The organism is Actinomyces sp. oral taxon 897 (assembly GCF_002999235.1).
Lineage (GTDB): Bacteria > Actinomycetota > Actinomycetes > Actinomycetales > Actinomycetaceae > Actinomyces.
In genome coordinates, this window is the sequence record NZ_CP027236.1 from 3,186,719 (window position 1) to 3,209,583 (window position 22,865).

11 protein-coding genes are annotated in these 22,865 nt (G+C 73.2%); 6 read left to right on the forward strand and 5 right to left on the reverse strand.

Annotation, left to right across the window (positions count from 1 at the left end; translation table 11 throughout):
* Window positions 1-76: 76 nt before the first annotated feature.
* Window positions 77-2,170, reverse strand: a complete 2,094-nt coding sequence (locus C3V41_RS12480; protein ID WP_106110521.1) for a hypothetical protein — start codon at window positions 2,168-2,170, stop codon at window positions 77-79.
* Window positions 2,171-2,584: 414 nt separating this feature from the next.
* Here C3V41_RS12480 and C3V41_RS12485 point away from each other — a divergent pair, with 414 nt between their 5' ends.
* The 4 genes from C3V41_RS12485 to C3V41_RS12500 all read left to right on the forward strand — a co-directional run bounded on the left by C3V41_RS12485 (window position 2,585) and on the right by C3V41_RS12500 (window position 12,947).
* Window positions 2,585-4,534 carry a hypothetical protein gene (locus C3V41_RS12485; protein WP_106110522.1) on the forward strand — a complete coding sequence of 650 codons (1,950 nt, stop codon included), beginning with the start codon at window positions 2,585-2,587 and terminating at the stop codon, window positions 4,532-4,534.
* Window positions 4,483-6,240, forward strand: a complete 1,758-nt coding sequence (locus tag C3V41_RS12490) for a DUF4132 domain-containing protein (RefSeq protein ID WP_254423610.1) — start codon at window positions 4,483-4,485, stop codon at window positions 6,238-6,240. The genes C3V41_RS12485 and C3V41_RS12490 overlap by 52 nt, the downstream gene beginning before the upstream one ends.
* Before the next feature lie 192 nt (window positions 6,241-6,432).
* Complete coding sequence (locus C3V41_RS14325; protein ID WP_302475977.1) at window positions 6,433-10,056, forward strand: DUF4132 domain-containing protein; 3,624 nt, start codon at window positions 6,433-6,435, stop codon at window positions 10,054-10,056.
* Window positions 10,053-12,947: a DUF4132 domain-containing protein gene (locus C3V41_RS12500; protein WP_254423611.1), complete on the forward strand. Its 2,895-nt coding sequence runs from the start codon at window positions 10,053-10,055 to the stop codon at window positions 12,945-12,947. The genes C3V41_RS14325 and C3V41_RS12500 overlap by 4 nt, the downstream gene beginning before the upstream one ends.
* A gap of 112 nt (window positions 12,948-13,059) precedes the next feature.
* On the opposite strand, the gene mnmA is transcribed toward C3V41_RS12500, so the two are convergent.
* Together mnmA and C3V41_RS12510 are read right to left on the reverse strand one after the other, a co-directional pair.
* On the reverse strand, window positions 13,060-14,178 hold the full coding sequence (gene mnmA / locus C3V41_RS12505) for a tRNA 2-thiouridine(34) synthase MnmA (protein ID WP_106110524.1): 1,119 nt from the start codon (window positions 14,176-14,178) through the stop codon (window positions 13,060-13,062).
* A gap of 22 nt (window positions 14,179-14,200) precedes the next feature.
* The gene (locus tag C3V41_RS12510) at window positions 14,201-15,283 is read right to left on the reverse strand and encodes an acyltransferase family protein (protein WP_106110525.1); all 1,083 of its coding nucleotides are present in this window, start codon (window positions 15,281-15,283) and stop codon (window positions 14,201-14,203) included.
* Window positions 15,284-16,008: 725 nt separating this feature from the next.
* On the opposite strand from C3V41_RS12510, the gene ileS reads away from it, so the two are divergent.
* Window positions 16,009-19,362 carry an isoleucine--tRNA ligase gene (gene ileS / locus C3V41_RS12520; RefSeq protein WP_106110526.1) on the forward strand — a complete coding sequence of 1,118 codons (3,354 nt, stop codon included), beginning with the start codon at window positions 16,009-16,011 and terminating at the stop codon, window positions 19,360-19,362.
* Between the two features lie 280 nt (window positions 19,363-19,642).
* Here ileS and C3V41_RS12525 read toward each other — a convergent pair whose 3' ends face one another.
* Window positions 19,643-20,137 (reverse strand): DUF2505 domain-containing protein, encoded by a 495-nt coding sequence (locus C3V41_RS12525; RefSeq protein WP_106110527.1) that lies wholly within the window; start codon window positions 20,135-20,137, stop codon window positions 19,643-19,645.
* A gap of 159 nt (window positions 20,138-20,296) precedes the next feature.
* On the opposite strand from C3V41_RS12525, the gene C3V41_RS12530 reads away from it, so the two are divergent.
* Window positions 20,297-21,727: a sensor histidine kinase gene (locus tag C3V41_RS12530; RefSeq protein ID WP_106110528.1), complete on the forward strand. Its 1,431-nt coding sequence runs from the start codon at window positions 20,297-20,299 to the stop codon at window positions 21,725-21,727.
* 659 nt (window positions 21,728-22,386) lie between these two features.
* On the opposite strand, the gene C3V41_RS12535 is transcribed toward C3V41_RS12530, so the two are convergent.
* Window positions 22,387-22,635 carry a WhiB family transcriptional regulator gene (locus C3V41_RS12535; RefSeq protein WP_106110529.1) on the reverse strand — a complete coding sequence of 83 codons (249 nt, stop codon included), beginning with the start codon at window positions 22,633-22,635 and terminating at the stop codon, window positions 22,387-22,389.
* Window positions 22,636-22,865 lie beyond the last annotated feature (230 nt).

The following is a 22,865-nucleotide window of genomic DNA, read 5'->3' on the forward strand; positions in this document are numbered from 1 at the left end:
CGCCCCGGGGTGGCCCCGGATCCCTGCTACCGGCGCCAGCTGGCAGTGGGCTCCCTCCCGCCCCGGGTGGCCCCGGTCAGCCGAAGAGGGACCACTGGACGCCGACCACCTGGTAGCTGCCGTACCGGTCGGCCGTGAGCACGAGCCAGACGGGGTAGATGTCGCGGCCGTTGGGGTCGGCCGCCGGCTGCAGCCAGGTGCGGGACGGGTCGTCGCTGGTCACCGGGCAGATAATCGCCCCGGACGGCAGGCTCGTGGCGGGCTCGGGGACGCCGTAGCCCACCCCGGGGGGCCCGGCCAGGGTGCAGCTGACCACCCGGCCCCCGGAGGGGAACAGGAACGAGCGCACCGTGGAGGAGGGGCCGAGGCTGTCGGTGCCCAGGGGCTGGTCGAGCGTGGTGAGCGCCTGGGAGGACACCAGGCCCGAGGCGCTGGCGGCGTCGCCGGAGGCAATGGCGTCGTAGGCGGTCTGGACGTCCTGGGCGGAGGGCACCCGGACGTCCCCTGAGGGCAGGTGGTACAGGGTGCTGGCGAGGACGAAGGATCGGGAGGTCTTGTCCCACTGGACGGTGACCGTGGCGCTGGCGCTGCCGCGGCAGGCGTGGCAGTCGGTGTCACCGGCCACCTTGATACCGGGCACGGTGTACACCAGGGTGTCACCTACCGCACGCAGGTGCGCCACCACCTGGTCGGCGTGGCCGGTGCTGTCCTTGAGCACCAGGTCCACGGATCCCTTGAGGTGCTTGTCGACGTCGTAGACGGCGACCACGTCGGAGACGGTGTTGCCGCCCCCGTAGCACCTCAGGACGGCAATGGTCACCGGCCAGCTGTCCACGACCCCCGACCTGATCGCGCTCATGGTGGCGGTCGGAGGCACCTGCCCGGAGTCGGCGGGCCCGGTGGCCACGCCGTTGACGAAGACCGCCTTGCTGTCGACGAAGACCGCCTTGCTCCCTGGTCCCTGGTCCCTGGTCCGGGCGGGGGCGCACCGGTCGGGGACGTCCAGGGCGGAGTTCCTCAGCTCCTCCGGGCTGGGGGCCTTCAGGTCCTTGAAGGGCTCTGTGGCCAGGGCGGGCGTGGGGTCGGACGAGCCGCCGAAGAACATGAGGGAGGCCATGGAGCCGCTGAAGGCCATAATCGTGTTGCCGAAGCTGGCCCACGAGGTCACCGGGCCCTGCACCTGCCACAGGGTGCTGCCGTCCACGGGGTCCAGGGCCACCAGGGCGTCGGGGTGGGCCAGGACCAGGGCGCCCCGCCCGGCCAGCCACCGCGGCGGGTCCTGGGTGCCCAGGGAGTTGAGCCTGCCGGAACCCTGGGGCAGGGTGGCGGACCACCGCAGGGTGGTGCCCTCCACCCCCGCCAGGGTGGTGCCGTCGCTGACCAGCCACACCCGGCGGTTCAGGGGCAGGGGCAGGCCCAGGAGCCTGCGGGGCATGTCGACGCGGGACGCCCACACCGGTACGGAGCCGTCAAGCGTGAGCCCCGTCACGGGCGTCCCTCGGACGCTCAGGGTCCCGTCCGCGCCCACGGCCAGGGGCGTGGTGGCGGAGGCGGAGGGGCCCAGGCGCACGGCGGGGGGCGACATCCAGTCGCTGGGCTCCGTGAGCCCCGTGGACGTGCCCGCCCCTGACGAGGCGGCCGGGCTCCCCGTGCTTCCCGGGCCCGCCGGGGCCGCTGTGCTCCCTGTGCCCGCCGGGGCGGGCGAGCTCGCCCCGGTCGTCCCCTCCATCGCCGGGGCGGCCGACAGCGTGTAGGGGGCGGTGGCCTGGTTGACGCCGGCCGTCATGTCGACACGCAGCATCTGGCCGCAGTCCAGGAGCGTCCCGACGCGCTGGCAGCTCAGGGGCGAGCCGACCAGCTCGTCGGGCACGGGCACCTGCCAGTTGGGGTAGGACATCCTGCCGCTGGTGAGGTCGTCAGTACCTATGAGCGCCTCGCGGCCGTCCTGGGCCACCCGCATGACCCTGACGTCCTGGAACCTCACGACGAGGTCGCCCCGGGCGTTGACGGGAACGGGCGTCAGGTCCTGGCCCAGGGCTGACAGGTCCAGCCTGGCCCTCGGGGCAGCAGGAGGCCTGCGGTGGTCCAGGGACGTCCAGGAGCTGACCACCTCCCAGCCGGTGAGCGCCAGCACCAGGGCCACGACCAGGGTCACGACCAGCCGGCGCATGACACGGCGGCTCAGGGGCAGGGTGTACCACCTCGGGCTAGGTTTCGACGCCCTGGGGCGGGGCGGGAGGGCGCCGGGGGCGGGTGGCGCGGGGAACGGCTCGTCATCCGGCGGGAGCGGTGCAGGCGGGGCGAAGTCTAGGGTGTGCTCTGCCCCTGGGCCTGTGGGTGCTGGGGAGGGCGCGGCAGGCATGGGGCCAGCGTAGGACCACATAGGTTAGCTATGACACAAAGTGGTGTATATCACGCTGTGTTTGGGGTCGGACCGGTGGTCGCGGGCCGGACACGCAGCCGGAGGGCCGGACGAGCAGCTGGCCCCGTGCCTGCCCGGGCGCCCGAGACCAGCACGTTATCCTTACCAACCAGGCCCGGCCCCGGAGCCGTGGCCGCACCCGGCTACGACCAACGGACTGTCATGATCGCTTTCCTCCCGGCCTCCGCCCGCAGACTTGTCTCCGACGCCCTGCTGCCCCTCACGGTGGTTGACGCGGGCCTGTGCGCCCGCGCCGTCGACTACGTCCTCAACGGCACGCAGCCCGAGGTCCTGCGGGAGGCCACCACCAAGGGCAGGGACCCCGCCGACTGCCTGGTCCTGGCGACCTCGAACGCCTCCTACACCCACTGGTACGGCCGGACCTGGCTCAGGTCCCTGCAGGAGGAGGCGGGGATCAGGTGGAAGAGGGGGGACGGCTCGGCGGGCCCGCTCCTGACCCGGCGTGACGCCCTCTACCGCGGCAGGAGCGTGCTCCCGGACCAGTGGGTGCGGCTCGGACGCCTCCTGGCCGCCATCCTCCAGGCCGACCCCGTCTACGACCCGCCCGCCCCCCAGCAGGTACCCGGCTGGCTGGACGCCCTGCTCGCGGACGTCGTGTTCACCGTGGACGCCCGGGACGCCGGCTCCACGCCCGAGTCCTGGGCGCGCAAGGTCAGCCAGGAGCGGCCGTCCTGGGACGCCGGGCGCCTGGTGACCCTGCTGCGGCAGGCGGGCTGCCAGGAGGACGACGTCCCCGCCGTCGTCCTCCTGGCAGCCTACTCCGAGTCCACCAGGAAGCCGACCTGGCACCGGAGGCTGTCGGCCGTGGACCTGCCCGGGATCACCAGCTACCTCACCGAGCACGCGCCCGCCCTGCCCGGCCCGCTCCTGGGCAGCCTGCGCCGCCAGGAGCGCCATAACGTGCTCAGGCGTATGGCGGCCAGCCCACAGTGGGCCGCCGCGGGAGCCCACATGGTCGCCGCCGTGGCCGTGGGGGACTGCAAGGAGCTGCGTCGGGAGGCCCTTGACCTGCTCAAGGGCCTGGACGCTACGACCAGGGCCGGTGCGCTGGCCCCGGTCCTGGCCCAGGCCTCGGCGTCACGCTGCCAGGAGTTGGTGGACTTCCTGGACCAGCTCCCCGGCGGCCCCGACCTGCTCACCCGGGTTGCCGAGGAGAACCGGAGGCTGGCCGAGCTGGTGGGCGCGACCCGGGCCCGCCACGACACGCTCGACGCCGCGGGAATCGATGAGCCCCTGGACCTGCCCCCGTTCACCCCCCTGGAGGTAGGGCCGGAGGCCGCACCCGTCAAGGACGAGCTGCGCGCCGCCCTGGAGCAGGTCGCCAGCCGCTCCGACTCACGTCACTCGTGGGTGCGAGGACAGGTCAGGGAGCTGATGGAGGTCGTGGACGAGACGCTGGACGCGCTGGTGGCCGTCGCCGACGGCAGGCGCCACCAGCCGCCCGCGCTGCTGAGCATGTTCAGCGTCCTGTGGTTCATTGAGCACGCCCCGAGCCTGACCTTTGCCCACGCGCTGCGGCTCCGGGCCGTGAAACGCTCCGACCACTGGTACACCGTCCTGCGCCACTACACGGGGCCGGACACCGACCCGCGGGCCGTGGAGGACCTCGTGGCGCGCCTGGACCTGGATCCTGAGGCCGTCCGGGACCTGTACGAGGAGGGCCTGCCCTCCCACGTCTTCTACGCCGTTGACGCCAGGACGTCCTGGCCGTGGTACGCCACCCGCCCCGAGCTGCTGCGCGAGCGGCTCGGGGAGGCCGCCACGGCGCCGCGCGCCCTGGAGATCCTGGCGGCCTTCCCCCGCGTTCCCACCGAGCTGCTGCCCGCGGTCGCCGACGCCGCCGTGGGCCCCTCCAAGGTGGCCCGCCCGCTGGCCCAGGCGGCGCTGCGCTCCCACCCGCGGGTGCGTGAGCTGGCCGAGCAGGGGCTTGCCGCCAGGACGGTCGCGGTGCGTACCTCGGCGGCGGCCTGGGTCGGCTCCCTGGCGCGCCCTGAGTCGGTGCCCGCGCTGCGCACGGCCCTGAGCCGGGAGAAGGGGGCGTGGTACCGGCCGCCCTGCTGGCCGCCCTGGAGGACTGCGGCGCCGACATGACGGAGTTCCTCTCCCCCCAGGCCCTGGGGGCCGAGGCGGCCAAGGGCCTGAGGAGGAAGATCCCCGCCTCACTGTCCTGGTTCGACCCGCTCTCGCTGCCGTCCGTCCGCTGGAAGGGCGGCGACGCCGTCGACCCCCGCACGCTGTGGTGGTGGGTGGTGCTGGCCGACAGGTTGAAGAACCCCTCAGGCCGTGGGCCTGTTGACCTCTACCTGTCCCTCTTGGAGCCCGCCGACGCCGCGGTGCTGGCCGCGCACGTGGTCCGGGCCTGGGTGGTCCAGGACACCGCCCACCCCAGTGCGCAGGACAGCCAGGCGTACGCCCAGACCGCCGGTCGGCAGCGGTACGACCAGGCCCGGCGGTGGCTCGCCAGCTGCCGTACGACCCCCCGGCTGGCGGACTCCCTGCCCCAGGCCGAGGCCGAGGCCGCCGTCGGCCTGGAGGAGCGTGTCGCCCAGGCCTACGCGGAGCACCAGCGCACCTACGTGGGCTCGGCGATCGCCGACAAGGGGCTGCTGGCCTTCGCGGTGAGGATGGACGGGGCCGAGCTGGCCGGGCTGGTGCGCTCCTACATGCGCGACAACCCCGGGCGGCGGGCCCAGTTCGAGATGCTGGTCCGCGCCCTGGCCGCCAACGGGCAGGACGCCGCGCTCCAGGTGCTCCTGAGCGTCGCCCGCCGTCACAGGATGGCCGGCGTCCAGGCCACCGCCACCGCCCTGGCCCAGGAGGTGGCTGACGAACGGGGCTGGAGTGCCCAGGAGCTGGCGGACCGTACTGTGCCGACCGCGGGCTTCGGCTCTGACGGGCTGCTGCGACTGTCCTACGGGGAGCGTGAGTTCGTTGGGCGTCTGGGGTCGGATCTTCGGATTGTGGTCTCTGACGCCTCGGGCAGGCCGGTCAGGTCCCTGCCGGCGCCACGGGTGGATGAGGATCCCGAGGTGGTCAAGGAGGCGCGGAGGCTGCTGCGTGTGGCGCGTAAGGACGCCAAGGCGGTCCTGGCCCTCCAGTCGGCCCGGTTGTACGAGGCCATGTGCGCCTCGCGTACCTGGTCCGGCGCCGACTGGCGGGGGCTGCTGGCTGGTCATCCCCTGGTGGGTCGGCTGGTGACCCGGCTGGTGTGGACCGCCACATCTGGTGAGGGGCTGGTCACATTCCGCCCCACCGGGGACGGGGCGCTCCTGGGGGTCGACGACGTCGAGGTGTCCCTGGCTGACAACGCGAGCGTGGGCCTGGCCCACGGCACGGCCCTGGAGCCCGCGCTGGTGGAGGCCTGGCGGGCCCACCTGGCCGACTACCAGGTGGACCCCCTCTTCGACCAGCTGACCGCCACCACGCCCCAGGTCGGCCCGAGGCAGACGGTCCTGGACGACCTCCAGGGGCACGTGACCGACACCCTCGCCTTCCGGGGCGCGGCCACCAGGCGCGGCTACCAGCGCGGGGACGTGGACTCGGGCACCTTCCACGACTACGTCAAGAGGTTCCCCTCCGCGGACCTGACCGCGGTGCTGGGCTTTACCGGCTCCTGGGTGCCCGAGGAGAGCATGCCGTGCGCCACCACCAGCCTGTCCTTTACGCGCAGGGGCCAGGACGTCGGGCTCGCCACCGTGCCGCCCGTCCTGCTGGCCGAGTGCTACGCCGACTACCGCGCCGTGGCGGACCTGGGCCCCTTTGACCCCGACTGGAGGAGGAACGCCAGCCCGTGGTGAGCGCGGGCCGGCTGCTCACCAGGGCCGGGGGCCGGCGCGGCGGCCACTGAGGCCGTGCGGGCCGACCGGCTCACCGGGGCCGGGGCTGGTGGCGGGCCCGCCCTGGCGGGGCGGATTCGTGTCGTACCCGGCCGCTACTCTCAGGACATGAGAGCCGCCCCACAGGGGGGTGGGATGGGAAAGGAGAGTGCCGTGACCGGTTTGGCGGCCCGCCAGCTCACCGAGCGTGCCCTTCTGCCGCTCAGGGCGGTCGATACGACCCTGCACACCCGCGCCGTCGACTACGTCCTTGACGGCACCGACCCGCAGGTGCCCGCGGACGTCTCGCTGGCGGACACCCGTCTGCTCCTCGCCGACCCCGGCCGGATCGGGCCGGGGGCGGACCTGGGCGACCAGGAGCGCCGGCGTCTGCACGCGGTCGGCGTGGGCGACCCGAACCGGCTTGACGACCCGGAGGAGCCCATGGAGTACCCCGTGCGCTCCCTGCGGGCCGTCCTGTACCTGTGGGGGGACCTCGCGCCCGCCCAGTGGGAGCGGTTCGGCCGCCTCCTCGCCGCCCTCGGAGAGGGACCCAACCGGTGCGCCCCAGGGGTTCCCGACTGGCTGTGCGCCCTGCTCAACGACGTCGTCGTGACCGAGCCGTACGTGGGCTACATGGCGCCCGCGGGCTACAGGGACGCCAGCGCCCGGCCCCCGGTGTCCGGGCGCTGGAACCCGACGACGGTCGCGGACCTGCTGCAGGCCACCGGCACGGCCCCCGGGCAGGTCCCCGCCGTCGTGCTCCTCGCCTGGCTCGCCGAGGCCACCGGGGTCTCCGCCTGGTACGACGGTCCCGCACAACGCCTGCCGGGTATTGAGGACTACCTGGCCGCCCACGGCGGGCAGGTCCCCGCCAGCACGCTCACCGCACTGTCCGCCCGGGCCAGGACCCACCTGGTCCAGCGCCTGGGGTCCCACCCGCAGGCCGCCGCGGAGTGCTCCCGCCTGCTGGTGGCCCTGGCGGTGGGCAGCGCCGCCACCGTACGACGCGCGGCGATCACGGCACTGGCCGCCCTGCCCACCCAGGTACGCGACCCCGCCCTGGTCGAGGGCCTCGCGACCGCCAGGCCCTCCCGCCTCAAGGAGGTCGTCACCTGGCTCGCCACGGCTCCGGGAGGTGAGCGGGCCTTGAGGAAGAGCGCCGAGGCCAACCCCGCCGTGGCCCGCCTGGCCGGTGCGCTGACCGGCCCCGGGGACGGGCACGCCCCTGAAAGCGAGTGGGCCCTCGAGCTGCCCCCCTTCGCCTCCGCCCTGGACGCCCCCTCGGCGGGGCCCGCCAAGGCCGCGCTGCGTGAGCAGATCGACGCCAGGATCGCGCGGCTGGAGGGCGCCACCGGCTCCTCCTACGAGCGGCGTGCGCTGAAGAAGGTCACTGACGCCGACCTCGAGCGCCTGGTGGCGATCGCCGACGGCGTGAGCGAGGGTCCCCTGGGCGTTCTCGACGAGTGGATGATCTGGGAGGAGGCGCGTCGGTGCCCCAGGCTGTACCTGCTGCACCTGTGCCAGCTCCAGGCCCGCGCGGCGCACCCGTCCCCGTGGCGGGTCCTGCGCAGTGACTCCACCTGCAGCGACCCGCGCACCCTCGAGCAGGCCCTGCGCGCGGTCGGCGTGCCCACCGGTGAGGACTTCACCCGCATGGTGTGGGAGGCGTACGCCCCCGAGCAGGTCTGGGCGTGGGCGGCCACCCACCTTGACCTGGTGCTCGAGCGCCTGCGTGACACCTCCCAGGCCGCTGACGCCTTGAGGGCCCTGGCGTTCTTTCCCGGCCTGCCCGAGCAGCTCCTGCCGGTCGTGGCGGACATGGCCGTGGGCGGCTCGGCGACCAACCGGCTCCTGGCGCAGAAGGTCCTGCGCACCTACCCCGACGTCCGCGAGCTGGCCGAGCGGTCCCTGGGTGGCGCCGCCCCTGTGCGGGAGGCCGCGGCCCAGTGGCTCGCGGACCTGGGTGACTCGGCGGCGGTGCCCGCGCTGCGCCGGGCCGTCGTCGGGGAGAAGGTGGCCTCCGTGCGGGCCGCGCTCCTGCACGCGCTGGCGGCCTGCGGCGGTGACACCGACGACCTGCTCTCACCGGCGGCCCTGGGGGCCGAGGCGGCCAAGGGCCTGAGGAGGAAGGTACCTGACTCACTGAGCTGGCTCGACCTCGACGCCCTGCCCGCGCTGCGGTGGCGCGACGGGAGCACGGTGGCCCCCGACGTCGTGCGCTGGTGGGTGGTGCTGGCCGACAGGCTCAAGGATCCCAGCGGTCACGGCCTGTGGGAGCTCTACCTGGACCGGCTCGACGCCGCCGACGCCGCCGCCCTGGGCTCCCACGTCCTGCACGCCTGGATCGCCCAGGACACCCGGGGTCTGGGTGAGGACGAGTGCCGCTCGCGCGCGCAGGCCGACGGGCGCCGCGAGTACGACGCCGCCCAGCGCTTCCTGGCCAGGGCGAGCAGGCCGGTGGCCAGGATGAGGAGGCCGGAGCAGCTGGAGAGCGCGCGCCAGGGGGCCGCCGTTCCCCTGGAGGAGCACGTGGAGCGGGCCCTGCGCTACTACCGGGGGCTGTTTGCGGGCTCGGCCATTGCCGACAAGGGGCTGCTGGCGCTGACCGTGCGCATGGACGGGGCCGAGCTGGCGCAGGTCGTGCGCGCCTACGAGCGCCAGGCGCAGCGCCCCCAGGGTGAGCACCGCGCCCAGCTTACGGCCCTGCTGACCGCCCTGGCCGCCAACGGCCACCCCAAGGCCCTGACCGTGCTGCAGGAGGCCACCGGGCACAAGATGCGCGTGGTCCGTCAGGCCGCTGTCGGCCTGGTCGAGCAGGTCGCGCAGTGGCGCGGCTGGAGTGCCCAGGAGCTGGCGGACCGTACCGTGCCGACCGCGGGCTTCGGCTCTGACGGGGTGCTGCGCCTGTCCTACGGGGAGCGGGAGTTCACGGGGCGTCTGACCCCTGACCTTCGGATTGTGCTCTCCGACGCCTCAGGTAAGGTCCTCAAGACCCTGCCTGAGGCGCGAGTGAGCGAGGACAGCGTGGTCGTGAACGCCGCCAAGAAGGAGCTGCGTGCTGCCCGTAAGGAGGCCAAGGCGGTCCTGGGCCTCCAGTCGGCCCGGTTGTACGAGGCCATGTGCGCCTCGCGTACCTGGTCCGGCGCCGACTGGCGGGAGCTGTTGGCGGGCCATCCCCTGGTGGGTCGGCTGGTGACCCGGTTGGTGTGGACCGCTACATCTGGTGAGGGGCTGATTACATTCCGCCCCACCGGGGACGGGGCGCTCCTGGGGGTCGACGACGTCGAGGTGTCCCTGGCTGACGACGTGAGCGTGCGCCTGGCCCACGGCACGCTCCTGGGGCCCGGGCTGGTGGAGGCCTGGCGGGCCCACCTGGCCGACTACCAGGTGGACCCCCTGTTCGACCAGCTGACCGCCACCACGCCCCAGGCGGTGCACAGCACGGAGCGGATCGATGACCTTCAGGGGCGGCCGACCACGACCTTCACCCTGCGCCAGGGCGCGACCAGGCGCGGCTACCAGCACGGTGAGGCCGTGGACGGCCCTTGGTTCATGGACTACACCAAGGACTTCGCCTCCCTTCACCTGAGAGCGGTCATTAGCTTCTCCGGGGCGGAGTTTCTCGAGCAGGAGGCCCCCTGCACCCTGGGTGACCTGTCCTTCAGCCGCGGACGTCGCCCGGTGCCCCTGGACCAGGTGCCGCCCGTCCTGCTGGCCGAGTGCTACGCCGACTACCGCGCCGTGGCCGAGGCCGCCCCGGTCCGCCGTCGGGGCCGTGGCAGGACGCGCCCGTGAACCCGCTGCCCCGGGCGAGTGACCGGATGACGCGGGCCCTGGGGGCCCTGACCGGCCTGGACGACAGGCTCCAGGCGGTGGTCGGCTACCTGACGGACCCGCTCGGCTCGCCCGTGCCCGCCGTCGAGGACAGGCTCAGGCTCGTCCGCGCCGTCCACGACGCCCTGCCGACCACCCCCGACCTGGTCCTGGTCCTGACCTCGCTCAGCACTGACCGGGCGCAGGCGGTGCGCCGTGCCGCGGTCCAGGCCCTTGAGGACACCGATCTCGCCCTGGGGCAGGGGTCAGCTGCCGAGGCCCAGCCCGCCGCGGGCCGCCAGGGGCTGGCCGCTCTGGAGTCTCAGGGGCTGGGTGCCGCGCTCCGGGTGGCACCGCTCACCCGGGCCGCCGAGGCGCTGACCCACCTCCTGCGGCGTGAGGGCGGGCAGGAGGTCCTCACCCACCTGGGGGCCGAGCGCCCTGACCTCATGGCCCTGGCCGACGAGCTGCGCGGCCGTGAGCGCGCCCTGGCCGTGGTTCCTGAGGGGGCGCCGGTCCCTCTCCCGCCCGTGGCACCCCTGCCCGGGCCGGGCGCGGCACCGGAGGCGAGTGCGGAACCGGCGGCCAGCGCGGCACCGGCGGCCGACGAGCTGCGACGCGCCCTGGGGTGGGGGCCGGGCGCCACCGGCACCACCGACGAGCCCGGCACCCCAGGGAAGGCGGCCCGGCAGGTGGGTGACGCCGACCTGGACGCCTTCGTGGCCGTCGCCGAGGGGCGTGCCGACCAGCTGCCCGCCTCGGTGCTGGCCCTGGGCGCCTGGTGGGTCGCCCACCAGGTCCCGAGCCTGGGCCTGACCCACCTCACGCGCCTGTTCCTGGCCTGGGGCGAGCGCCTGGAGTGGAGCCTGCTGGCATCCCGCCTGACCTGGGACACCGACCCGCGGGCCGTCCAGGACGCCCTGGAACGCGGCGGCCTGCCACCGTCCCAGGCGCAGGAGGTGGTCACCAGCTGGGTCCTGTACGACGCCGGGCCCGAGGCCACCTGGCCGTGGATCCTCCAGAACCCCGACCTGGCCCTAAGGGCCCTGGGGGAGGACTGGTTCTCGGCCAGGGCGGTGCTGCGGGCGCTCACCTACGCCCCCTCCCTGCCCACCGTGCTCCTGCCCGCCCTGGCGCAGGCGGCCGTAGGACGCTCCGAGGGCAACCGTGCCCTCGCCCAGAGGCTGCTCGCCCGCACTCCCGCGGCCGCCGAGCTCGCCCTCCAGGCCCTGGGCAGCCCGCAGGCCGCTACGCGCAGGGCCGGTGCCGCCTGGCTGGCCGACCTGGGACTACCTGGGGGCACGGAACGCCTGCGCGCCGCCTGGGCCGCTGAGGGGGACCAGCTCGTACGCGGTGACATCCTGCGCGCCCTGGTGGCCTACGGCGACGACGTCACCGACATTGTGGCACCCGAGGCCCTGGCGGTGCCCGCGCGACGGCCCCGCGTGCCGGTGGCGCTGGCCTGGTTCCCCTTCGAGACCCTGCCGGCCGTGCGCCTGACCGACGGCACCGCCCTGGACGCCGACGCCGTGCGACGCTGGGTCCTCCTGGCCCACGGCCTGAAGGACCCCGACGGGCGCGGCACGGTCGCCGCCTACCTCAGCCTGCTCGACCCCCGCTCCGCCCGCGAGCTGAGCGCCGTCGTCGTGGAGTCCTGGATCGCCCGCAACCGCGAGCTGGGCAAGGGGGAGAGCCTGAGGACCAAGGGTCTGCTCGCCTTCGCCGTCGGGATGGACGGCGCCCGGCTCGCCGCCGACGCCAGGTCGGCTCTGCGCCGCAACGCCGCCTGGCGGGTCGAGTCCGAGACGGTGCTGACCGCCGTCGCCGCCAACCGGGCGCCCGAGGCCCTCCAGGTGGTGCTCGCCGCGGCCGCGGGCCACCGGCTGCCCCGGGTGCGGGACGCAGCCCGGTCGCTGGCCGAGGCCGCCGCCGCCGAGCGCGGCTGGAGCCCCGCGGAGCTCGGCGACCGCACCGTCCCGACCGTCGGCTTCTCCGACGACGGCCTGCTGCACCTGTCCTACGGGGACCGCGAGTTCCTCGGGCGCCTGACCCCCGGACTGACCGTGAGCCTGAGCGACGCCGACGGGCGGCCCCGCAAGACCCTGCCGCCGCCCCGTAAGAGCGAGGATCCCGAGGTCGTGGCCGAGGCCAGGGCGCGCCTGGCCGCGGCGCGCAAGGAGCTGCGCGCCGTCCTGGACACCCAGCGGCGTCGGCTGTACGAGGCCATGTGCGCCGGACGGACCTGGCCGCTGGCCCGGTGGCGCGAGCTGCTGGCCACCCACCCGCTTCTCAGGCACCTGGTCGTCCGCCTGGTGTGGACCGCTTCCGGCGAGGGGCTGGTCACATTCCGGCCCACCGAGGACGGGGTGCTCCTGGGGGTCGACGACGCGGGCGTCGAGCTGGCTGACGACGTGGGCGTGCGCCTGGCCCACGGCACGCTCCTGGGGCCCGGGCAGGTGGAGGCCTGGCGGGCCCACCTGGCCGACTACCAGGTGGACCCCCTGTTCGACCAGTTCTCGGCCCCCGCCGTCGACGTCGACGCCGGTCAGACGACCATCCAGGACGGTGCCGGACGGCGTGTTGTGGCGCGTGACCTGCGGCGGGCGGCGCAGGCCCGTGGCTATGAGCGCGCCTCGACCAGGTACCGTTACCGGGAGCTCACCAAGGACTTCCCGGACCTGGGCCTGCGCAGCGTCATTGACCTCGACGGTGCTGATGCCTGGGACGAGGGACAGACCACGACCACCGGCGCCCTGACCCTGCGTCGCGCAGGCCGCCCGGTGCCCCTGGACCAGGTGCCGCCCGTCCTGCTGGCCGAGTGCTACGCCGACTACCGCGCCGTAGTAGGAACCGCCCCTTCCCCCCTTCCGTGAGAACGGTACTTATTGCCCGCGAGAACGGTACTTGTTTGCCGTGAGAACGGTACCGTTCTCGCGCTCTACCCTCCGCACGGCGTCGCGCACCAGGGCACCGGGCCCAGGCGCCTCAGGCCACGGTGGCCTGGGCCAGGACCTGGTCGCCGGACTGACCGCCGTAGACGACGACGGACTGGCCAGCCGCCAGGCCCCGCAGCGGCTCGGCCAGTTTCACGTGCAACCTGCCCGCCGCCTCGTCCACCTCCACGCGCGCGGGTGCGGGGCGGCCGTGCGCCCGCACCTGGACGGTGACGTCGTCCCAGCCGCGGGCGCCGTCGAGCTGGCCGGGCCCGGCCAGCAGGACCAGGGCCTCGCCCTCGATGCTGCTGCGGCTGAGCAGCTCGAGCGGGCCGACCACCACCTCGTTGGTGTCCGGGCGGGTGCCCAGCACGTAGCGGGGGCGGCCGTCGGGGGCCGGGCGGTCCAGGCCCAGGCCCCTGCGCTGTCCCACCGTGAAGCCGAAGTAGCCCTGGTGGCGTCCCAGCACCTGCCCGTCGGGGGTCACCAGGTTCCCCTCGCGCACGCCGAGGCTGCGGGCCAGGAAGCCGCGGGTGTCGCCGTCGGCCACGAAGCAGATGTCGTAGGAGTCGGGCTTGGAGGCCACCGGCAGGCCGCGCGCCGCCGCCTCGGCGCGCACCACCGCCTTGGAGGGGGCGTCGCCCAGCGGGAAGAGCGCCCGGGCCAGGCCCTCCCGCCCCGAGACCGCCAGCACGTAGGACTGGTCCTTGGCGGCGTTAGCCGCGCGGCGCAGCCTCAGGCTCTCGGTACTCCCGGGGGAGCCGGACGCGGCCCCGCCCTCCAGACGCGCGTAGTGCCCGGTGGCCACGGCGTCGAAGCCCAGGGCCAGGGCCCGGGAGAGCAGGGCGTCGAACTTGACCCGCTCGTTGCAGCGCACGCAGGGGTTGGGGGTGCGCCCGGCCTGGTACTCGGACAGGAAGTCGGCCACCACCTGCTCCTCGAACTGCTCGGACAGGTCCCACACGTAGAACGGGATGCCCAGGATCTCGGCGGCCCACCGGGCGTCGGAGGAGTCCTCGATGGAGCAGCAGCCCCGTGAGCCCGAGCGGGTCTGGGCGCGGTGGCGGGTCAGTGCCATGTGGACGCCCACCACCTCGTGCCCGGCGTCCACGGCGCGCGCGGCGGCGACGGCGGAGTCCACCCCGCCGGACAGGGCCGCGAGCACGCGCACGTATCCTCCTCGGGGTCGGTTGTCAGCGGGCGGCCTGGTGGAGGTCGCCCCAGGGGCTGAGTCCGCGCGTCCAGCGCATGGTGGCGCGCTCCACGCCCAGCCAGCTGGCGGTGGCCAGGGCCATGGTGAGCAGGACCGTGACCAGGAGCAGGAGGGCGAACCCGTGGCGGTGCAGGCCCAGCAGGACCAGGAACTGGATGACGGGGAAGTGGAAGATGTACACCCCGTAGGAGATGTCGTGGATCTTGACCAGCGAGGGTGAGGGCAGGACCGCCCCCAGCCACAGCACCACGTAGGCGATCAGGGGGGAGGCCAGCTGCGCCCCGAACTGGTCGGACCGGGCGATCAGGGCCACCGCCGCCACCGTGCAGGCCAGTGCTGGCAGGGCCCGCATGGGCAGGTGGTCGCGCAGCTTGTACACCACCGCCCCGCCCAGGAAGTAGGGGAGCATGCTCACCAGCGTCACGAACTCGCTGTTGTTGTACGGGCCGGTGCTGGAGACGGCCACGTGGGTGGCGGTACTAAGCACGAGCAGCAGGACCGTGGGCCACGCCCGGGTGCGGGGCAGCTTCCAGGACAGGAAGACACCGATGACGATGTAGCACCAGAACTCAATGTACAGGCTCCACAGCGAGCCGTTCCAGGTGTCGGCGACGGGCAGGCCCGCCAGGGTGGTGCCGATCCCGTAGGACGAGATCCTCAGCAGGAGGTTGCTGAACATGTAGTTCAGGGGGGTGACCGGGGTCCCCAGGTAGCCGCCGAGGCCGCCGGTGTTAATAACCTGGGCCGCCGGGGCCAGGAGCAGGACCACGAACGCCTGGACCAGGAGGTAGCCGGGGAAGATCCGCACGACCCGGTTCAGCAGGTAGCGTCCGCCGTCGGAGCGCTCCCGTGAGCCGGTGATGAGGAACCCGGACAGGACGAAGAAGCCCACCACGGCCCACTCGCCCAGGCCCCGGCCCTGCCAGGCGATGCCGTTCCCCGCCCCTGACAGGCCGACGGCGTGGGAGTAGAGCACGACGGACGCCAGCAGGAGCCGGACCAGGTTGAGGGAGTTGTCGCGCGACCCCAGGTCACGCGCGGCAAAGAGGCGGGGCGCTAGCACGGGGGCCAGCCTATACGGCGCGCAGGAGCACCGTCACGAGGTCGGGGGCGGTCAGGGGCCCTGGCCGGTGGTGCGGGTTCCGGACTCGGTGGCGCGGACTCCGGCGACGCTCCCCGCCGCCCCGCCGCCAGGTGCCGCCCCCCGCTGGGTGCCACTCCCCGCCGCCGGGTGCCGCCCAGAGGACCGCGGTGACGCCCCAGGGCGTGCCGCCGCCCCCGCCGCCCGCCGCCGGGTGCCGCCCTGCCGCTGGGTGCCGCCCCCGTCGCCAGGTGTGGCCAGGACGACGTCCCGGCGCCACCTGCCGGGCTGGCCCGCTGCCCGCCGTCCCCACTACAATCCGGCGGGCAAGGCGCTGACCCGGCTATCACCGGCGAGCCTCCGGAAGAACCGGCCCGCACCCTGGCCCCGAGCCCGGTGCGGGCCCCAGTAGAACCGGACGGGACAGCCCGTCACAGCTGAGAATCAAGCGGTCGTGCACCGCCGGAGCCGGGCTGCCCGGCGGTCCCTGCGACGTCCTCGCCGGGGCCACCCACGGCGGCCCCTCCCTGGCCTGCTGGCCCGCCCCCGGGCGGCGTCCCCGGGCCGGGAGCCGGTGGCGCGCGGCAAACGAGGTGGTACCGCGGTGCACCGCCCGCTGGCCCTGGGGCCGGTGGGCACCGGCGTCGTCCTCGTGGCACCTGGGCGCCCGCCCAGGACGAACGAGACCCTGACGAGCGAGGTACCCCGTGGCTGAGACGGCTCCCACCACCCCCGGCGCCCACACCGGCGCGTCCTTCTACCCCCTGCACCGCCCCGGGCAGTCCGTGCCGGTCTCGCCCTCCTTCCCGGCCATTGAGAAGGACGTCCTGGCCTACTGGAAGGCCGACGGCACCTTCGCCGCCTCCATCGCCAACCGGGCGCAGCCCTGCGACGAGTTCGTCTTCTACGACGGCCCGCCCTTCGCCAACGGCCTGCCCCACTACGGCCACCTGCTGACCGGCTACGTCAAGGACGCCGTGGGCCGCTACCAGACCCAGCGCGGCAAGCGGGTGGAGCGCCGCTTCGGCTGGGACACCCACGGCCTGCCCGCCGAGCTGGAGGCCCAGCGCCTGCTCGGCATTGACGACGTCACCGAGATCACCCGCCCCGGCGGTATCGGCATTGAGCGCTTCAACGCCGAGTGCCGCACCTCCGTGCTGCGCTACACCAAGGAGTGGGAGGACTACGTCACCCGCCAGGCCCGCTGGGTGGACTTCGAGGGCGACTACAAGACCCTCGACCCCACCTACATGGAGAGCGTCATCTGGGCCTTCAAGTCCCTGTACGACAAGGGCCTGGCCTACCAGGGCTACCGCGTGCTGCCCTACTGCTGGCACGACCGCACCCCCCTGAGCAACCACGAGCTCAAGATGGACGACGACGTCTACCAGGACCGCCAGGACAACACCGTCACGGTGGGCCTGCGCCTGACCGCCCCCCTGCTGGCGGACTCCACCACCCCCGAGCTGGTCCTCATCTGGACCACCACCCCCTGGACCCTGCCCTCCAACCTGGCCGTCGCCGTGGGGCCCGACATCACCTACGCCGTCGTGGAGGTCCCCGCCGACGCGGACTCCCCGGTGGCCGGGCAGCGGGTGGTCCTGGGCGCCGAGCGCCTGGGCGCCTACGCCCGGCACGTCGGCCAGGATCCGGTGGTGGTGGCCACCCTGACCGGCTCCGAGCTCGTGGGGGCCGCCTACCACCCGATCTTCACCTACTTCGACACCCCGGCCAACCGTGCCGAGGGCGGCCTGCTGGGGCCCCGCGCCTGGACGATCATCCCCGCCGACTACGTCACCACCGAGGACGGCACCGGCCTGGTCCACATCGCCCCCGCCTTCGGTGAGGAGGACATGCTGGTCTGCCAGGCCGCCGGGATCGGCACCGTCATCCCGGTGGACGAGGGCGGCTGCTTCACCGCCGAGGTCCCCGACTACGCCGGGATCCAGGTCTTTGACGCCAACAAGCCGGTGGTGCGCGACCTGCGCGACTCCACCGGCAACCTGGCCGCCACCCCGGCCCGGCACCGCGCGGTCCTGGTGGAGCAGAAGAGCTACGTCCACTCCTACCCGCACTGCTGGCGCTGCCGCAGGCCGCTGATCTACAAGGCCGTGGGCTCCTGGTTCGTGCGCGTGACCGCCATCCGTGACCGCATGGTCGAGCTCAACCAGGAGATCACCTGGGTCCCCGAGCACATTAAGGAGGGCATCTTCGGCAAGTGGCTGGCCGGCGCCCGCGACTGGTCCATCTCCCGCAACCGCTTCTGGGGCGCCCCCATCCCGGTGTGGGTCAGCGACGACCCCGACCACCCGCGCACCGACGTCTACGGCTCCTTCGCCGAGCTGGAGCGCGACTTCGGGGTCAAGGTCACCGACCTGCACCGGCCCTTTATCGACACCCTGGTGAGGCCCAACCCGGACGACCCCACGGGGCGGTCCATGATGCGCCGCATCCCCGACGTCCTGGACTGCTGGTTCGAGTCCGGCTCCATGCCCTTCGCCCAGGTGCACTACCCGTTCGAGAACGTCGACTGGTTCGAGTCCCACTACCCGGGGGACTTTATCGTGGAGTACATCGGCCAGACCCGCGGCTGGTTCTACACCCTGCACGTGCTGGCCACGGCCCTGTTCGACCGCCCCGCCTTCACCACCTGCGTGTCCCACGGCGTCCTGCTGGGCAGCGACGGGGCCAAGATGAGCAAGTCCCTGCGCAACTATCCCGACGTCACCACAGTCCTGGACCGTGACGGGGCCGACGCCATGCGCTGGTTCCTGCTCTCCGCCCCGGTCATGCGCGGGGGCGACCTCGTGGTCACCGGCAAGGCCATCCGCGACACCGTGCGCCAGGTGCTGTTGCCGCTGTGGAACGTCTGGTACTTCCTGAGCCTGTACGCGGCCACCGCCGACGACGGCGCCCCCTACGTCAGCCCCGGCGTGGACCTGGGTGACGCGCGCCTGTTCGACGCCCGCCAGCCCGCCGCCCTGCCGGTCATGGACCGCTACGTCCTGGCCGAGGTCAAGTCCGTGGCCGACACCGTGCGCACCCAGATGGACGCCTACGACATCACCGGGGCCTGCTCCACGATCCGCGAGTTCCTGGACGTGCTCACCAACTGGTACCTGCGTACCTCCCGCTCCCGCTTCACCGAGGGCGACAAGCAGGCCTTCGACACCCTGGTCACGGTCCTGCGCACCCTCATGGAGGTCATGGCGCCTCTGGCCCCGCTGACCACCGAGGAGATCTGGCGGGGCCTGACCGGGGGGCGCTCCGTGCACCTGACCGATTGGCCGGTCCTGCCGGACTACGTGGCCGACCCCGCCCTGGTGGCCTCCATGGACGAGGTCCGCTCCGCCGTCTCGGCCGCCCTGGCCCTGCGCAAGGCCCACAAGCTGCGGGTGCGCCAGCCCCTGGCCTCCCTGCTGGTGGCCTCCTCCACCCCCAACACGGGCCTGGAGCCCTTCGCGGGGCTCATTGCCGAGGAGGTCAACGTCAAGCGCGTGGACCTGGTGCGCGCCGCCGAGACCGGCTACACCCTCAGCCAGGAGGTCAGCCTCAACCCGCGCGCCCTCGACCCGGAGGTGCGCCGCCATACCAGCCGGCTCTTCGCCGCCGTCAAGACCGGGCAGTGGACCCTGGTCCAGGCCCCCGACGGCTCCGGTAAGGCGGTGCGGTTCGACGGCGTGGAGGTCGACGGCCGGCCCGTGGTCCTGTGGGGCGAGGCCGTCACCATTACCTCCACCATTGACCTGGACCGGGAGGACCTGGTGGCCGCCATGCTGCCGTCGGGTGCCTTCGTGGTCCTGGACACCGCCCTGGACGACCACCTCCTGGCCGAGGGCTGGGCACGTGACCTGGTGCGCCTGGTCCAGGACGAGCGCAAGGCCGTGGGCCTGCACGTGGCCGACCGCATTGACCTGCTCCTGAGCGTCCCCGGCGCCAAGGAGGCCTGGACCCGCCAGTACGCCGAGTGGATCGGCACCCAGGTGGGCGCCGACAGCGTGGGGGTGGAGGGTGTGGACGCCTCCGAGCCCCGGGCCACCGTCACCAAGGTGGGTTCCTGAGCCCCGGAGGTGCCCTACCGCGCCGGGAGCCCGGCCTCAGCAGGGCCCGCGGCCTCCAGGAGATCCGGAGGCGCCCTACCGCGCCGGGAGCCCGGCGGCTCCCGGGCGACTCTGGCAAGGCTGTCCGCGGCGCCCCACCCCGTTTTGACAGCGGGGTGGGGCGCCGCGCGGGCCCGGCTGGCGGCCCGCGTCCGCGGGGACCGGGGTGCTGGGGCAGGGGGAGTGCCAGCGGCGGCCCCTGGGCGGCGGCTCCTCCTAGAACGCCAGGGCAGGCGGGGAGTCAGTGGTCGGCGAGCCAGGCGGCGGCGCGGCGCTCCTCGTCGGCGACGACCTGGTCCACCATGGACAGGGCCTTGGCCTCCAGACGTCCGCCCACGATCGGGACCTTGACGCTGAGGCTGACCTCGAACCGGACCACCGTGTCCGTCCCCGTGCCGCGCATGGCGGTCGTGGCCCTCACGGACACCGGTGCCCCCTTGAGGAGCACGTCCATCTGCCCGGTGCGGGCGCCGGTGGCCGTCGGGGCGCCCCAGGACTCCCTGAGCCGGAAGCTCACCGGTCCCTTGATAAAGCGTGAGACCGCCGGCGGCAGGGAGCGGGCGGGTACCGAGCCGGAGATCCTGGCCTCCAGGCCCCCGGCGGGGGTGGCGGTCTCCACGGTCGTGGAGGCCTGGGGCAGGCCCGCCACCCGGCTGCGCTGGAACCCCTCGTCCGCCAGCATGGTGGCGACGCGCTCGGGGGAGGCGGGGTAACGCACGGTCAGGGTCTTCCTCATGGCCGCGAATCCTCCCACGTGAGCCTGGGTGCCTGCTGGAGGCGGTGAGCCTGGGTACCCGCCGCCGTATTCGGGCGTTGCCGTTATCGCCGGGACCGTAACGGGGCGCCGCCATAGAATAGCTGTGTGTCGTCTCCGTTTCCGGCTACTGTGCGCACCATGGTGGACCTGTCCGCCACCGACCGCGACTGGCTCCACCAGCTCATTGCCGACTGGCAGGTTATTGCCGACCTGAGCGTCTCCGACCTCGTCCTGTGGGCCCGCAACGCCTCCGGGCGTTTTGTGGCCATTGCCCACTCCCGGCCCTCGACGGGCGCCACGGTCCACTCCGAGGACGTCATGGGCCGGCGCATGCCCTCCTCCCGGGAGGCGGTGGCCCTGGAGACTCTCACCAGCGGCCGGCGTCAGGTCGCGGCGGACCCGCTGTGGACCGGGACCGTGGCCGTGCGCGAGGAGTACGTGCCCGTGGTCCGCGACGGTCGCGCCATCGCCGTCATCACCCGGGAGACCGCCGTGGGCGTCATCCGGGGGGGACGCATTATCGACCAGGCCCTGGAGGACGTCGCCGACAGCCTGTGCCTCATGATCGCCGAGGGCAGCTTCCCGATCCAGGGCGCGGGCACCTCGATCCGCCACGGGACCCCGCGCGTGGCCGACGGCGTCGTACGCCTCGACGGGGACGGCGCCATCCTCTACGCCAGCCCCAACGCCCGCTCCGCCCTGCACCGCCTGGGGCTGGACCAGGGCCTGGACCAGGTCCAGCTCGCGGCGGCCATCGCGGACATCATCCCCGAGCGCACCCAGGTTGACGAGACCCTGGCGGTGGTCCTCATGGGGCGCCAGGCCTGGCTCACGGAGGTGGAGGCCAGCGGGGTCTACCTCTCCGTGCGCTCCCTGCCCCTGCTCCAGGCCGGGCAGCGGGCCGGCGCGATCCTCCTGGTGCGTGACGTCACCGAGATACGCCGCCGGGAGCAGGTGCTCCTGAACAAGGACGCCACCATCCGCGAGATCCACCACCGCGTGAAGAACAACCTTCAGACGGTCTCGGCGCTGCTGCGTATGCAGGGGCGCCGGGCCACCAACGAGGAGACGCGCCGGGCCCTGAAGGAGGCCGAGCGGCGGGTGGCGGCAATAGCCACCGTCCACGAGGCCCTGAGCCACAACGTGGACGAGCAGGTGGACTTTGACGAGGTCTTCGCCTCGATCCTGCGGGTGGCGGCGGTCGTGGCCACCCCCGTGGGGCAGGTGACCACCCGCCTGGAGGGACGCTTCGGGATCATTGACGCCGACACCGCCCAGGCGCTGTCCACGGTCCTGGCCGAGCTGGTCACCAACGCCGTCGAGCACGGGCTGGAGAACCGCGACGGCACGGTGACGGTGCAGGCCCACCGCGAGGGCGACGACCTGACCGTCCACGTCATTGACGACGGCGTGGGGGTGCCGCCCTCGGCGATTATGGCCGGCCTGGGTACCCAGATCGTTACCACCCTGGTGCGCGGCGAGCTGAACGGCACGATCGACTGGAGGCCTGCCCCCGGGAAGGGCACCGACGTGGTGGTCTGGGCCCGTCTGGGGCGTGGCCGCCGCTGAGGTTGTCTCCTGGCCGCCCCCGGTGGTGTCCGTTCTCGCGGTAAACAAGTACCGTTCTCGCGAGGAATAAGTACCGTTCTCGCGTCAGGGGCGGGCGGGGGTGCCGTTCCTGCCGCCGGGACGGAGCCGCGGGCCCGGGGACGGCGGACTGTGGCTCCGTCTGTGCTAGTGATCCTGTTCACCTACCCATTGAGAAGTGGCGTTTGACGGGGTCGCACGCTTTTCGTCTCCGTTGTGGACGGTTCTATGGGAGCGTTGCCAGGTTGCTGGTACAGGGCTGCCTGATGCAGGGAGGACGGAATCGCGTCACGGATGTGGGCGGTACCGGAATCATCACGGTCGTGACGGGACCGCGGGGCCGGATCCGATACGCCCTCGATACAAAGACGGGCTGCTGGCGGCGAAATCGTCGCCACCGTGACAGGAGCGTCATCCTGGACGGTCCGTGATGGTGACGAGACGGCTCGCGACGGTGCGGTCACGACGGAATCACGGGTCGCGGAGGTGCCAGCAGGATCATCATCGGCGTGACACCGGCACAATCGCGTGTGACAGCAGTAGCGGCACCGAATCCAGGCCGACGGCGGTGGCGGCCTGGATTCGGTGCCGACGTGCGTAGGGGCAGGACCTGTCGTCCTGGCGGGACCCGTGCCCTGCGCTCAGGAGGAGCGTCGGGCGCGGGCGGCGCGGCGCTTGAGGGAACGGCGCTCGTCCTCGCTCATTCCACCCCACACGCCGGCGTCCTGGCCGTTCTCCAGGGCCCACTTCAGGCAGGTCTCCACGACGTCACAGCGCGCGCAGACCTCCTTGGCCCGGGCGATCTGGGCAATCGCCGGACCCGTGTTGCCCACCGGGAAGAACAGCTCGGGGTCAACGGTGAGACATGCTGCCTGGCTACGCCAGTCCATGAGGCTCTCCTTTTCATGTGTTTCGCGACGTCCTCCGGACGGGGGCACCACACCCCATTGCCGCACCCAAAGGTACGCCTATGCGGTTGGCGAGGTTCCACGGCCGTTTCCTGGGCCTACCATCACATGGTGAGGACAGTGGGGCAAGGGGTGGAACATGGGAACTTGCGTCCGGAGAGTGTCGCGATCCTCACAGCCCGTAATCCTTTTGTTATTGCGGGAAAATGGAG

Coding starts and splice junctions, on each gene's coding strand:
- C3V41_RS12480 (WP_106110521.1), bottom strand. CDS start 2,170: ATGCGCCGGCTGGTCGTGACCCTGGTCGTGGCCCTGGTGCTGGCGCTC.
- C3V41_RS12485 (WP_106110522.1), top strand. CDS start 2,585: ATGATCGCTTTCCTCCCGGCCTCCGCCCGCAGACTTGTCTCCGACGCC.
- C3V41_RS12525 (WP_106110527.1), bottom strand. CDS start 20,137: ATGAGGAAGACCCTGACCGTGCGTTACCCCGCCTCCCCCGAGCGCGTC.
- C3V41_RS12530 (WP_106110528.1), top strand. CDS start 20,297: ATGGTGGACCTGTCCGCCACCGACCGCGACTGGCTCCACCAGCTCATT.
- C3V41_RS12535 (WP_106110529.1), bottom strand. CDS start 22,635: ATGGACTGGCGTAGCCAGGCAGCATGTCTCACCGTTGACCCCGAGCTG.